The sequence below is a fragment of the Rubrivivax sp. JA1026 genome (assembly GCF_011065555.1).
Taxonomy (GTDB): domain Bacteria; phylum Pseudomonadota; class Gammaproteobacteria; order Burkholderiales; family Burkholderiaceae_C; genus Rubrivivax; species Rubrivivax benzoatilyticus.
Window position 1 is genome coordinate 46,284 of sequence record NZ_JAALCQ010000009.1, and the last position, 13,076, is coordinate 59,359.

At 72.7% G+C, this 13,076-nt stretch carries 9 protein-coding genes; all 9 read left to right on the forward strand.

Annotation, left to right across the window (positions count from 1 at the left end; genetic code table 11):
- The first annotated feature begins 41 nt into the window (after positions 1 to 41).
- The 9 genes from G5B56_RS15170 to G5B56_RS15210 all read left to right on the forward strand — a co-directional run bounded on the left by G5B56_RS15170 (position 42) and on the right by G5B56_RS15210 (position 12,885).
- A complete protein-coding gene (locus G5B56_RS15170) occupies positions 42 to 2,825 on the forward strand; it encodes a DUF3857 domain-containing protein (protein WP_164963778.1) in 2,784 nt (927 codons plus the stop codon).
- Between the two features lie 6 nt (positions 2,826 to 2,831).
- The gene (locus tag G5B56_RS15175) at positions 2,832 to 3,614 is read left to right on the forward strand and encodes a hypothetical protein (protein ID WP_009858644.1); all 783 of its coding nucleotides are present in this window, start codon (positions 2,832 to 2,834) and stop codon (positions 3,612 to 3,614) included.
- Positions 3,611 to 5,377, forward strand: coding sequence for a GspE/PulE family protein (locus tag G5B56_RS15180; protein WP_009858645.1), 1,767 nt, complete (start codon positions 3,611 to 3,613; stop codon positions 5,375 to 5,377). The genes G5B56_RS15175 and G5B56_RS15180 overlap by 4 nt, the downstream gene beginning before the upstream one ends.
- Before the next feature lie 97 nt (positions 5,378 to 5,474).
- Positions 5,475 to 5,936: a tripartite tricarboxylate transporter TctB family protein gene (locus G5B56_RS15185; RefSeq protein ID WP_009858646.1), complete on the forward strand. Its 462-nt coding sequence runs from the start codon at positions 5,475 to 5,477 to the stop codon at positions 5,934 to 5,936.
- A 13-nt stretch (positions 5,937 to 5,949) separates the two neighbouring features.
- Complete coding sequence (locus G5B56_RS15190; RefSeq protein WP_164963779.1) at positions 5,950 to 7,464, forward strand: tripartite tricarboxylate transporter permease; 1,515 nt, start codon at positions 5,950 to 5,952, stop codon at positions 7,462 to 7,464.
- A 417-nt stretch (positions 7,465 to 7,881) separates the two neighbouring features.
- Positions 7,882 to 9,474 carry an MFS transporter gene (locus tag G5B56_RS15195; protein ID WP_164963780.1) on the forward strand — a complete coding sequence of 531 codons (1,593 nt, stop codon included), beginning with the start codon at positions 7,882 to 7,884 and terminating at the stop codon, positions 9,472 to 9,474.
- Between the two features lie 60 nt (positions 9,475 to 9,534).
- Positions 9,535 to 11,172 carry a gamma-glutamyltransferase family protein gene (locus G5B56_RS15200; RefSeq protein WP_164963781.1) on the forward strand — a complete coding sequence of 546 codons (1,638 nt, stop codon included), beginning with the start codon at positions 9,535 to 9,537 and terminating at the stop codon, positions 11,170 to 11,172.
- A complete protein-coding gene (locus G5B56_RS15205; protein ID WP_164963782.1) occupies positions 11,172 to 12,077 on the forward strand; it encodes a DMT family transporter in 906 nt (301 codons plus the stop codon). Before G5B56_RS15200 ends, G5B56_RS15205 begins: the two co-directional genes overlap by 1 nt.
- Positions 12,078 to 12,096: 19 nt before the next feature.
- Positions 12,097 to 12,885 (forward strand): SDR family NAD(P)-dependent oxidoreductase, encoded by a 789-nt coding sequence (locus G5B56_RS15210; RefSeq protein WP_164963783.1) that lies wholly within the window; start codon positions 12,097 to 12,099, stop codon positions 12,883 to 12,885.
- Positions 12,886 to 13,076 lie beyond the last annotated feature (191 nt).

A 13,076-nucleotide genomic window follows, 5' to 3' on the forward strand; every position in this document is an offset into this window, starting at 1 on the left:
CACAATGCGGCGGCAAGAGCAAGTGCAGGGAGATCCCGAAGATGTCACGAGGGTGGAGGCGCTGGTGGGCAGCGCTGGCGGCGGGCCTGCTGGCCGCCGGGGCGGCGGCAGCGGCGCCGAAGACGGCCGGTTTCGAGATCGGCCGCGAGCCGGCCTGGGTGCAGCCGATGTCGGCCAGCGGCCTGGACGCCGGCCTGCCGGCGGCGCCGCTGCAGGTGCTGCTGGTCGACCAGCAGACCCGCCTGCCGGCCGGGCGCGGGCCCAGCGAGCGCTACCGCCACGTCGTGCGCCAGGTGCGCGACGCCAGCGGCCTGGAGAACGCGTCGCAGATCAGCATCGAGTTCGACCCGAGCTACGAGCGCCTGACGCTGCACCGGCTGGAACTGCGCCGCGGCGGTGCGCGCATCGACAAGCTGGCCGCGCGCCGCGTGCGCCTGCTCGACCGCGAGACCGGCCTCGAGCAGCAGCGCCTGGACGGCCGCCGCACGGCCTCCATCGTGCTGGACGACGTGCGTGTCGGCGACCGCATCGAGTTCGCCTACACGCTGGTCGGCGACAACCCGGTGTTCGACGGCCGCTTCGTCCAGGTCGACTGGTCCCGCCACGGCCTGGGCCCGACCGGGCTGTACCGCTACCGCCTGCTGGCGCCGGCGCAGCGCCACATCCGCCACCGTGCGGGCGCGGCCGAGGTCAGTGACGCCGGCCGCAGCGCCGACGGCCTGCGCATCACCGAGTTCCGCCGCCGCGGGGTGCCGCGTTTCGTCGAGGACGCGTATGCGCCGGCCGACAGCTGGCTGGACGACATGCTGCAGCTCAGCGAGTTCGCCGACTGGGCCGACGTCGCGCGCTGGGCCGAGACCCTGTTCGAGCCCGCGCTGCGGCCCTCGGCCGAGGTCTCGGCGCAGGCCGAGGCGCTGCGCGGCGCCGACCGCGAGGCGCGCCTGCTGGCGATGCTGGACTTCGTGCAGACCCAGGTGCGCTACTTCGGCACCGAGATCGGCGCCAGCTCGCACCGCCCGGCGCCGGCCGCGCAGACGCTGGCGCAGCGCTACGGCGACTGCAAGGACAAGGTCGTGCTGCTTGGCGCGCTGGCGCGTGCCGCCGGCGTGCGCGCGACGCCGGTGCTGGTGTCCAGCACGATGCGCCGCGACGTCGCGGCGATGCTGCCCAGCCCGCTGGCCTTCGACCACGTCGTCGCCGAGCTGCAGCCCGAAGGCCGCAGCCTGCTCGTCGACCCGACCCGTTCGCTGCAGACCGGGCCGCTGGACGAACGCATCGCGCGCGGCCTGGGCTGGGGCCTGCCGGCACGTGCCGACGCGACGGCGCTGGTCGAGCTGCCCGGCACCCAGGGCCGGCTGCAGGCCGAGGGCGAGGACGTGCTGCGTTTCGCCTCGCTCGCCCAGCCGGCCGCCTTCGAGTCGGTGCAGACCTTCTACGGCGACATCGCCGAGGCGCTGCGCGCCCAGCGCGCCGCGCGCGGGGCCGACGAGTTCGAGCGCGACCTGCGCGCCGACCATCTGCGCCTGTATCCGGGGCTGGCGGCCGACGGCGCGCTGGAGATGACCGACGTGCCGGGCCGCAACGCGGTGCGCCTGGTGCAGCGCTACACGCTGCCGCCGGCCTGGCGTTTCCCCGAGCAGCGGGTCTTCGTCACCGACTACGGCCTGCCGCTGCCGATGTCGGTGCTGCGCCTGCCCGACGGCTCGGACCGCGCGCGCGGCCTGCGCCTGGCCAGCCCCGGGCGCTACCGCCAGAGCGTCGAGTTCCGTTTCGAGCAGCCGACCTTCGGCCGCAGCGGCAGCTCGCGCGCCGAGGAGTCGGCGCCGGCCTTCCGCCTGCAGCTGCGCGCCGAGACGGCGCCGCAGTCGCAGCGTCTGGAGGCCGATCTGGAGATGCTGCAGGACCGCGTCGGCGCGGCCGAGTTCCCGGCCTACCGCGAGCGCCTGGTGCGCGCCTTCGGCCGCCTGGCCGGCACGGTGCAGGTGCCGGCGGTGACGCCTGCCCAGGCCGACACGATGCGCGCCCGCTACGCCGCGCTCGACGCCGAGCTGCGTGCCGGCCGCCTGCGCATCGTCACCGAGGTCCAGCGCGAGGCGCTCGGCCGCCGCGTGCTGCTGGACACCGTGCTCGCCGGCGACCGCCTGGCGCCGGCACTGCGGGCGCAGACGCTGGTCGAGCGCGCGATGCTGCTCGACCACCTGGGTGAACTCGACGCCGCGCGCGCCGACTTCCAGGCCGCGCTGGCCCTGGACCCGGAGCCGGCGGCCACCCATGCCGCCGCGGCGGTCAACGCGCTGATGCGCGGCGCCTACGACGAAGCCGAGCAGCGGGCCGGCGAAGCGCTGCGCCGTGCCCCGGGCGACCTGGACGCGCTGCAGACCCGGGCCCGCGCCGCCTACCTGCGCGGCGACGCTGCCGCGGCGCGCGCCGGCTTCGAGGCCGCGCTGAAGGACCGTTCGGTGCGCGAGGCCGGTTATGCGCCGATCTGGCTGTACCTGGCCGCGCGCCGCGCCGGCGACGACGGCGTCGCCACGCTGCGCCAGGTGGCGCCGGCCGGTGAACGTGCCTGGCCGCACCCGGTGACACGCTGGCTGGCCGGCGAGGCCCGCTACGACGACGCGCTCGCCGCCACGCGCGAGGGCGGCCGTGCCGACCCGGGGCGCGAATGCGAGCTGCAGTTCTTCGCCGGGCAGAAGGCGCTGCTCGACGGCGACCGCGCCGCCGCGCGCCGCCACTTCCGCCGCGCCGTCGACACCGGCGTGACCGAATTCATCGAGTACGGGATGTCCCGGCTCGAACTCCAGCGCCTGGACGGCGCACGCTGATCCCCGATGTCCGAACAAGAGACTTTCTCCCTGCCCGAAGCCACGCTGAGCGAATCCGACGGCGTGCGCTACCTGCACCTGGGCTCGATCTGGGTGCAGGGCGCGATGCGCATCCGCAAGCCCCAGGTCGTCGAGCTGGAATACGTGCAGCGCATGCTCGCCAGCCTGCTGTGGCTGCCCACCGAGGCCATCGGCCAGGGGCGCGCGCTGCAGCTCGGGCTGGGCGCGGCGGCGATCACGCGCTTCACGCACAAGGCGCTGCGCATGCCGACGACGGTCGTCGAGCTCAACCCGCAGGTCGTCGCCGTCTGCCGCAACTGGTTCCACCTGCCGGCCGAGGCCGACGTCGTGGTGGCCGACGCCGGGCGCTGGCTGCACGAGCAGGCCGAGCCGCAGAGCGTGCAGCTGCTGCACGTCGACCTCTACGACCACGAGGCCGCCGCGCCGGTGCTCGACGACGAAGACTTCTACGCCGGCTGCCGCGCCGTGCTCGAGGACGGCGGCCTGATGAGCGTGAATCTCTTCGGCCGCGATGCCAGCTTCGAGCGCAGCATCACGCGCATCGCCGCGGTCTTCGGCGCCGACCAGGTCTGGAGCCTGCGGCCGACGAAGGAGGGCAACACCGTCGTCGTCGCCGGCCGTCACGTCGAGATGCCGGCGCGCAACGTGCTGACCGAACGCGCCGCGACAATCGAGGCGCGTTTCGGCGCCTACGGCCTGCCGGCGCGCAAGTGGTTGCGCATGCTCAGGCCCTACGCCGGGCCGCAACCCGCACGAGAGGCACGATGAACCGCAAGACCCCGCGTGGAAGGCTCGACTGGCGCCAGCTGCTCGACTGGCTGCGCGACGACGGCTGGATCACGCCGGCCGATGCCGAGCGCGTGGTGCGGCGTTTCGGGGCCGGCGCCTCCAGCCTGCATGCGCTGGTGCGTCTGGGCGGCGCGGGGCTGGTGCGCGCCGGCAGCGGCGAGGCGCTGGACACCGAGGCGCTGACCGCCTGGCTGGCCGGCCGCGCCGGTTTGCCCTATCTGCGCATCGACCCGCTGCGGGTCGACGTCGGCCGTGTCGCCGAGGTGATGAGCGTGCACTACGCCGAGAGCCGCCGGGCGCTGCCGGTGGCGGTGTCGCCGACCGAGGTCACGGTGGCCACCGCCGAGCCCTTCGACGTCGCCTGGGTGCCCGAGATCGAGGCCCACACCCGGCGCACGCTGCGGCTGGTCGTCGCCAACCCGGAGGACGTGCGCCGCTACACGACCGAGTTCTACGCCCTGGCCAAGTCGGTGAGGGCGGCGCAGAAGAGCGGCGAGGTGTCGGCGGCGGCCAGCTTCGAGCAACTGGTCGAGCTCGGCCGCGCCAAGGGCACGCTGGACGCCAACGACCAGGGCGTGGTGCAGGTCGTCGACTGGCTGTGGCAGTACGCCTTCGACCAGCGCGCCAGCGACATCCACCTCGAGCCGCGGCGCGAGATGGGAGCGATCCGCTTTCGCATCGACGGCGTGCTGCACACCGTCTACCAGGTGCCGCTGACGGTGATGGGCGCGATGGTCGCGCGCATCAAGCTGCTCGGCCGCATGGACGTCGTCGAGCGCCGCCGGCCGCTGGACGGGCGCATCAAGACCCTGAGGCCGGAGGGCGGCGGCGAGGTCGAGATGCGGCTGTCGACGATGCCCACGGCCTTCGGCGAGAAGCTGGTGATGCGCATCTTCGACCCCGAGACCGTGGTCAAGGGCGTCGAGGCGCTGGGTTTCGGCGCCGCCGAGGCCCGCGCCTGGCAGGAGCTGACCGGGCGCGCGCACGGCATCATCCTCGTCACCGGCCCCACCGGCAGCGGCAAGACGACGACGCTGTACGCGACGCTGAAGGCGCTGGCCAACGAGACGGTCAACGTCTGCACGATCGAGGACCCGATCGAGATGATCGAGCCGGCGTTCAACCAGACCCAGGTCCAGCCGGCGATCGACATGGGTTTTGCCGAAGGGCTGCGGGCGCTGATGCGCCAGGACCCGGACATCATCATGGTCGGCGAGATCCGCGACCTGCAGACCGCCGAGATGGCGATCCAGGCGGCGCTCACCGGCCACCTCGTCTTCAGCACGCTGCACACCAACGACTCGGCCAGCGCGATCACCCGGCTGGCCGACCTGGGCGTGCCGCCGTACCTGATCTCGGCCACCGTCATCGGCGTGCTCGCCCAGCGCCTGACGCGCACGCTGTGCCCGGCCTGTCGGCAGCCCGACGAGGGCGCCTCGCGCGAGGCGCTGGAGGCCATGGTCAAGCCCTGGCGGCTGTCCGGCGGCGTGCGCGCCTACAAGCCGGTGGGCTGCCTGGAGTGCCGCCACACCGGCTACCGCGGCCGCGCCGGGCTGTACGAGCTGCTGGTGATGGACGAGGGTGCACGCGCCCACGTGCACCCGACGCTGGACGCCGACGCGCTGCGCCGCCAGGGCATCAAGGGCGGCATGCGGCCGCTGCGCCTGGCCGGCGCGATGAAGGTCGCCGAAGGGCTGACGACGATCGAGGAAGTGCTGCGCAGCACGCCGTCGCTGAACTGACGCGGCCGGCGCCGACGCCGGCTTACGTGATATCCACATCGGCGCCGCCGGGGTGCGCTGCCAGAATCCGCCACGCTTTGGCTGGAGGAGACACCCCTTGAAAATCAAGAGCCAGAAGGATTTCTGGTCGGGCCTGATGTTCGTCGCCGTCGGCGTCGGGTTCGCCTGGGGCGCGCAGGAGTACAGCTTCGGCAGCGCCGCACGGCCCGGGCCGGCCTATTTCCCGTTCGGCCTCGGCATCCTGCTCGCGATCCTGGGCTCGATGGTGCTGTTCAAGGCACTGACCATCGCCACCGAGGACGGCGACCCGATCGGCCGCTGGGCGTTCAAGCCGCTGGCCATCATCGTCGGCTCGGTCGTCGTGTTCGGCTTCGCGCTGCCGCACCTGGGCATGTTCATCGCGATCCCGCTGCTGGTCGTGATCTCGGCGGCCGCCGGCGACGAGTTCCACTGGCGCGACGCGCTGATCAGCGCCGTCGTGCTGACGGCGGGCAGCTGGGCGATCTTCATCAAGGGCCTGAGCCTGACGATCCCGCTGTGGCCGGCGTTCTTGGGCTGAGGAAGGCGACGAGATGGATCTGCTGAACAACCTGGCGCTCGGCTTCGGCGTCGCCTTCACGCTCGAAAACCTCGCCTACGCCTTCGGCGGGGCGCTGCTGGGCACGCTGATCGGCGTGCTGCCGGGCCTGGGCCCGGTGGCGACGATCGCCATGCTGCTGCCCAGCATCTACTCGCTGGACGCGACGCCGGCGCTGATCATGCTGGCCGGCATCTACTACGGCGCCCAGTACGGCGGCTCGACGACCGCGATCCTGATCAACGTGCCCGGCGAGTCCAGCTCGGTGGTCACGGCGATCGACGGCTACCAGATGGCCCGCCGCGGCCGTGCCGGCCCGGCGCTGGCCGCCGCCGGCCTGGGCTCGTTCTTCGCCGGCTGCGTGGGCACGATCATCATCGCCGCCTTCGCGCCGCCGCTGACCGAGCTGGCCTTCAAGTTCGGCCCGGCCGAGTACTTCAGCCTGATGGTGCTGGGCCTGATCGGCGCCGTCGTGCTGGCTTCGGGCTCGCTGGTCAAGGCCATCGCGATGATCGTGCTGGGCCTGCTGATCGGCCAGATCAACACCGACGTCATCTCCGGCGTGCCGCGCTACAGCTTCGACATCCCCGAGCTCACCGACGGCATCGGCTTCGTCGCCATCGCGATGGGCGTCTTCGGCTTCGGCGAGATCATCGCCAACCTCGGCCAGCCGGCCGAGAAGCGCGAGGTCTTCACCAAGGACGTCAAGGGCCTGTGGCCGACGCGCGACGACTTCCGCAACGCCTGGCCGGCGGTGCTGCGCGGCACCTCGCTGGGCTCGATCCTCGGCGTGCTGCCCGGCGGCGGCGCGCTGCTGGCCTCGTTCGCGGCCTACACGGTCGAGAAGAAGATGGGCATCCGGCCGGGCGAAGTGCCGTTCGGCAAGGGCAACATCCGCGGCATCGCCGGCCCCGAGAGCGCCAACAACGCCGGCGCGCAGACCTCGTTCATCCCGATGCTGACGCTGGGCATCCCGCCGAACGCGGTGATGGCGCTGATGGTCGGCGCGATGACGATCAAGGGCATCCAGCCCGGCCCGCAGGTGATGGCCAGCGACCCGCAGCTGTTCTGGGGCCTGATCGCGTCGATGTGGGTCGGCAACCTGATGCTGGTGATCCTGAACCTGCCGCTGATCGGCATCTGGATCAAGCTGCTGACGGTGCCTTACCGCTTCCTGTTCCCGGCGATCATGGTCTTCTGCTGCATCGGCCTGTACACGCTGAACAACAACAACTTCGACGTCTTCATGGGCGCGGGCTTCGCCATCGCCGGCTACGCGTTCTACAAGCTGGGCTGCGAGCCGGCGCCGCTGCTGCTGGGCTTCATCCTCGGGCCGATGATGGAGGAGAACCTGCGCCGCGCGCTGCTGCTGTCGCGCGGCGACTGGACCACCTTCGCGACGCGCCCGCTGTCGGCCGGCCTGCTCGTCGCGGCGGTGCTGATGGTCATCATCGTGATGCTGCCGTCGATCAAGTCCAAGCGCGAGGAGGCGTTCCAGGACGCGGATTGAATGCTGGTGAATGCCGGGGTCAGAATGCCGGGGTCAGGTCCCGTGGGACCTGACCCCTTCCGCCGCGTACGCCGCTGAATGCTGGGAATGCTGGGGTCAGGTCCTGCGGGACCTGACCCCTCCCGCCGGACCCCTTCCACCGCGTACGCCGCTGAATGCTGGGGTCAGGTCCTGTGGGACCTGACCCCTTCCGCCGGACCCCTTCCACCGCGTACGCCGCTGAATGCCGGGGTCAGGTCCTGCGGGACCTGACCCCTTCCGCCGGACCCCTTCCACCGCGTACGCCGCTGAATGCCGGGGTCAGGTCCTGTGGGACCTGACCCCTTCCGCCGTACCCCTTCCGCCTGCCCCCACGCGCACGGCGTGTAGCGCTCTCGCGCTACGCTCGCGGCTCTCGCACCGTCGCCCGCCGCGTTCTTGAAGCTCCCCGCCGCACTCGCCCCGCTGGAAGGCCCGGTCTTCCGCGGGCTGTGGTTCGCCTGGCTGGCGGCCAACATGACGATGTGGATGAACGACGTTGCGGCCGCCTGGCTGATGACGACGCTGACCACCAGCCCGGCGATGGTGGCGCTGGTGCAGACCGCCTCGACGCTGCCGGTGTTCCTGCTCGGCCTGCCCAGCGGCGCGATGGCCGACATCGTCGACCGGCGGCTGTACTTCGCCGGCACGCAGCTGTGGGTGTCGCTGGTGGCGCTGCTGATCGCCGCGCTGGCCGTCGCCGGGCTGCTGACGCCGTCGCTGCTGCTGCTGCTCACCTTCCTCAACGGCATCGGGCTGGCGATGCGCTGGCCGGTGTTCTCGGCCATCGTGCCCGAGGTCGTCGGCCGCGCGCACCTGCCGGCGGCGCTGGCCCTCAACGGCATCTCGATGAACATGTCGCGCGTCGTCGGCCCGGTGGTCGCCGGCGCGCTGCTGGCCTCGGCCGGCACCGCGGCGGTGTTCGTGCTCAACGCGGTGCTCGCCGGCGTGGCCTTCGTGCTGATCCTGCGCTGGCGCTCCGAGCCGCGCACCAGCGCGCTGCCGGGCGAACGGTTCGTCGGCGCGATGCGCGTCGGGCTGCAGCACGTGCGCCAGTCGCCGCGCATGCGTGCCGTCATCGTGCGCGTGTTCCTGTTCTTCCTGCAGTCCAGCGCGCTGCTGGCGTTGCTGCCGCTGGTCGCCAAGGGGCTCGAGGGCGGCGGCGCCGGCAGCTTCACGCTGTTGATGGCCAGCATGGGCGCCGGCGCGATCTGCGCGGCGCTGCTGTTCCCGCGCTGGCGCCGGCGTTTCAACCGCGACCAGTTCGTGCGCTACGGCAGCATCGTGCAGGCCGCGGCGGCGGCCATCGCCGCCTTCGTGCCCGAGCTCTGGATGGCGGTGCCGGCGGTCTTCGTCTCGGGCATGGCCTGGATCTCGACGGCCAACACGCTGGCGATGTCGGCGCAGTTCGCGCTGCCGAACTGGGTGCGCGCGCGCGGCATGGCGATCTACCAGATGGCACTGATGGCCGGCACGGCCTTCGGCGCGATGGCCTTCGGCAAGCTCGCGGGCCTCGTCGGCGTCGCCGAGGCGATCGCCGCGGCGTCGCTGCTCGGCGCCGCGCTGCTGCCCTGGGCGCAGCGCTGGTCGGTCGAAGGCGAGGACGCCGACTTCACGCCGGCGGTGCCGCGCGCCGCCGCCGAGCCGGCGATCGACATCGAGCCCGACGCCGGGCCGGTGATGGTCACCGTCGAGTACCAGGTCGACGACGCCGACGTGCCCGAGTTCACCGCGTTGATGCAGCTGACACGTGCGGCGCGGCTGCGCCAGGGCGCGCTGTCGTGGGCGCTGTTCCGCGACACCGCGCAGCCCGGCCGCTGGGTCGAGCACTTCGTCGACGAGAACTGGATCGAGCACCAGCGCCGGCTGGAGCGCTTCACCGCCGAGGACGCCGGGCTGCGTGCACGCCGCACCGCGCTGCACCGCGGCAGCGAGCCGCCGCTGTTGCGGCGTTTCTTCGCCGACCGCGAGGCGCCGCCGCACCGCGGCTGACTTGACGACTGGCGAAGCCCGCGCCACGCGCTCGCCGCCGCTGCTGGAGACAATCGCCCGATGGACTTCGCCTCGCCCGACTTCTTCGACTGGAGCGCCGGCTATGCCAGCCGGCGCCTGCCGGTGTTTGCGCGCAACCTCGTCGCCACCTCGCATCCGCTGGCGGCGCAGGCCGGGCTGCGCATCATGGCCGCCGGCGGCAACGCAGTCGATGCGGCGGTCGCGACGGCGGCGGTGATGACCGTCGTCGAGCCCTGCAGCAACGGCCTGGGCTCCGACGCCTTCTGCATCCTCTGGGACGGCGAGCGCCTGCACGGCCTGAACGCCTCGGGCCGTGCGCCGGCGGCCTGGACGCCCGAGTACTTCCGCCGCCGCCACGGCGACGGCGCGCGCACGCCGCCGGCCCGCGGCTGGGACGCGGTGACGGTGCCCGGCGCGGTGGCCTCCTGGGTCGCGCTGGCCGAACGTTTCGGCCGCCTGCCGCTTGCGCAACTGCTCGAACCCGCGGCCGAGATCGCCGAACGCGGCTGCGCGGTGCCGGTCGTCGTCGGCGACAAATGGGTCGCGGCGGCGCAGCTGCCGTCGCTGACCTCGCAGCCCGGTTTTGCCGAGACCTTCCTGCCGCGTGGCCGTGCACCGCGCATCGGCGAACGCTTCTGCTTGCCCGGTGCGGCGCGTGCGCTGCGTGCGATCGGCGCGACGCGCGGCCAGGCCTTCTACGGCGGCGAGATCGCCGAGAGCCTGGTGCGCCAGTCGCAGGCCCAGGGCGGGGCGCACACGCTGGCCGACTTCGCCGGCTACGTGCCCGAATGGGTCGAGCCGATCGCGATGGACTATCACGGCGTCACGCTGCACGAGATCCCGCCCAACGGCCAGGGCATCGCGGCGCTGATCGCGCTGGGCATCCTGCGCCACGTCGACCTGACCGAACACCACGCCGACAGCATCGAGGCGCGCCACCTGCAGATCGAGGCGATGAAGCTGGCCTTCGCCGACGTCTACCGCCACGTCGCCGAACCGTCGGCGATGGCGCTGTCGGCCGCCGACCTGCTGTCGCCCGACTATCTGGCCGAACGCGCGAAGCTGATCGACCCGAAACGCGCCCAGGACTTCCAGGCCGGCAACCCGGCCAAGGGCGGCACGATCTACCTCACCGCCGCCGACGAGAGCGGGATGATGGTCAGCTTCATCCAGAGCAACTACATGGGCTTCGGCTCGGGCGTCGTCGTGCCCGAGTGGGGGCTGTCGCTGCAGAACCGCGGCCACGCCTTCAGCCTCGACCCCGGCAGCGCCAACGTCGTGGCGCCGGGCAAACGCCCGTTCCACACCATCATCCCGGGCTTCGTCACCGCCGGCGGCCGGCCGCTGATGAGCTTCGGCGTGATGGGCGCCAACATGCAGCCCCAAGGCCATCTGCAGACCCTGCTGCGCATGGTCGACTGGTTCCAGAACCCGCAGGCCGCCTGCGACGCGCCGCGCTGGCGCTTCAACGCCGGCCTGGAGCTCAACGTCGAGGCGGCGATGGACCCGGCCGTCGTGCAGGGCCTGGCGGCGCTGGGCCACCGGCTGGACGTCATCGACGACAGCTACCAGGACTTCGGCGCCGGCCAGTTCATCTGGCGCCTGGGCGACCCGGCGGTCGAGGGTTACGTCGCCGCCAGCGACCCGCGCCGCGACGGCCTGGTCGCCGGCTGGTGATGAGTGTCCAGCCCCGAACGGCAGCGCCCAACGCCGTCGGCGCCGGCCTGGCGCTGGCCGCCGCCGGGTCGGTGGCCTTCTCGGGCAAGGCGATCATCGCCAAGCTGGCCTACCGTCACGGCGTCGACGCGATCACGCTGGTCATGTACCGCATGCTGTTCGCCTTGCCGCTGTTCATGGCCATCGCCTGGTGGGCCGGGCGCGGCAAGCCGGCGCTGACGCGGCGCGACTGGGGCGTGGTGCTGGGCCTGGGCTTCAGCGGCTACTACCTCGCCAGCACGCTGGACTTCGCCGGGCTGCAGTACATCAGCGCCAGCCTGGAGCGGCTGATCCTCTACCTCAACCCGACGCTGGTGCTGTTCCTCGGCGTCGTGTTCTTCCGCCAGCGCGTGAGCTGGCGCCAGCTGGCGGCGCTGGCGGTCAGCTACGCCGGCGTGCTGCTGGTCTTCGGCCACGAGGTGACGCTGTCGGGGCCGCAGACCGCGCTGGGCGCGGCGCTGGTCTTCGGCAGTGCGGTGAGCTACGCGATCTACCTGGTGGCCAGCGGCGCCGAGGTGCGCCGGCTGGGCGCGATGCGCCTCACCGGGCTGGCGAGCTGCGTCGCCTGCGTGCTGTGCATCGCCCAGTTCCTGGTGCTGCGGCCGCTGTCGGCGGCCGAGGTGGCGCCGGCGGTGCTGTGGCTGTCGGTGCTCAACGCCACCGCCTGCACGGTGGCGCCGGTGCTGATGGTGATGATGGCCATCGAACGCATCGGCCCGACGCTGACCGCACAGACCGGGATGATCGGGCCGCTGTCGACGATCCTGATGGGCGTGGTGCTGCTGGGCGAGCCGTTCAACGGCTGGATCGTCGCCGGCACGGCGCTGGTGCTGGCCGGCATCACGCTGCTGGCGCGTGCACGCTGAAACTCTGGAGGAGACACGAATGGATCTGGGCATCGCAGGACGCTGGGCGCTGGTCTGCGCCGCCAGCAAGGGGCTGGGCAAGGGCTGCGCACGCGCGCTGGTCGGCGAGGGCGTCAACGTCGTCGTCACCGCGCGCGGCGCCGAGGCGCTGGAGGCCACGGCGGCCGAACTGCGGGCGCTGAACCCGGCCGTCGAGGTGCGCGCGGTGGCCGGCGACATCACGACCGAAGCCGGCCGCGCCGCGGCGCTGGCCGCCGCGCCGCAGGTCGACATCCTCGTCAACAACGCCGGCGGGCCGCCGCCGGGCGACTTCCGCGCCTGGGAGCGCGAAGCCTGGATCGCCGCACTGGACGCCAACATGCTGGCGCCGATCGCGCTGATGCGCGCCACCGTCGACGCGATGGCCGAGCGCGGCTTCGGCCGCGTCGTCAACATCACCTCGGGCGCGGTGAAGGCGCCGATCGACGTGCTGGGCCTGTCCAACGGCGCGCGTTCGGGCCTCACCGGCTTCGTCGCCGGGCTCGCGCGCCAGCCGGCGCTGGCCGGGCGCAACGTGACGATCAACAACCTGCTGCCCGGCGCCTTCGACACCGACCGGCTGCGTGCCACGCTGGCCGCCGGTGCCGCCAAGACGGGCCAGCCGCTGGACGCGGTGATCGAAGCGCGCCGCCGCCAGGCCCCGGCCGGGCGCTTCGGCACGGCCGACGAGTTCGGCGCCTTCTGCGCCTTCGTCTGCAGCGCGCACGCCGGGTTCTTCACCGGGCAGAACCTGCTGCTGGACGGCGGCGCCTACCCGGGCACGTTCTGAGCTGCGTGGAGCCTGGGGTCAGAAGCCTGGGCAGCCTGGGGTCAGGGCAGCCTGGGGTCAGGTCTTGTAAGACCTGACCCCGTGCCCCCGCAAGACCTGACCCCGTCCCGCTTGACCCCGTCCCGCTGCAGCCCGGGGTCAGGTCTCGCAAGACCTGACCCCGTCCCTCCGCTGACCCCGCCCCCGCGACG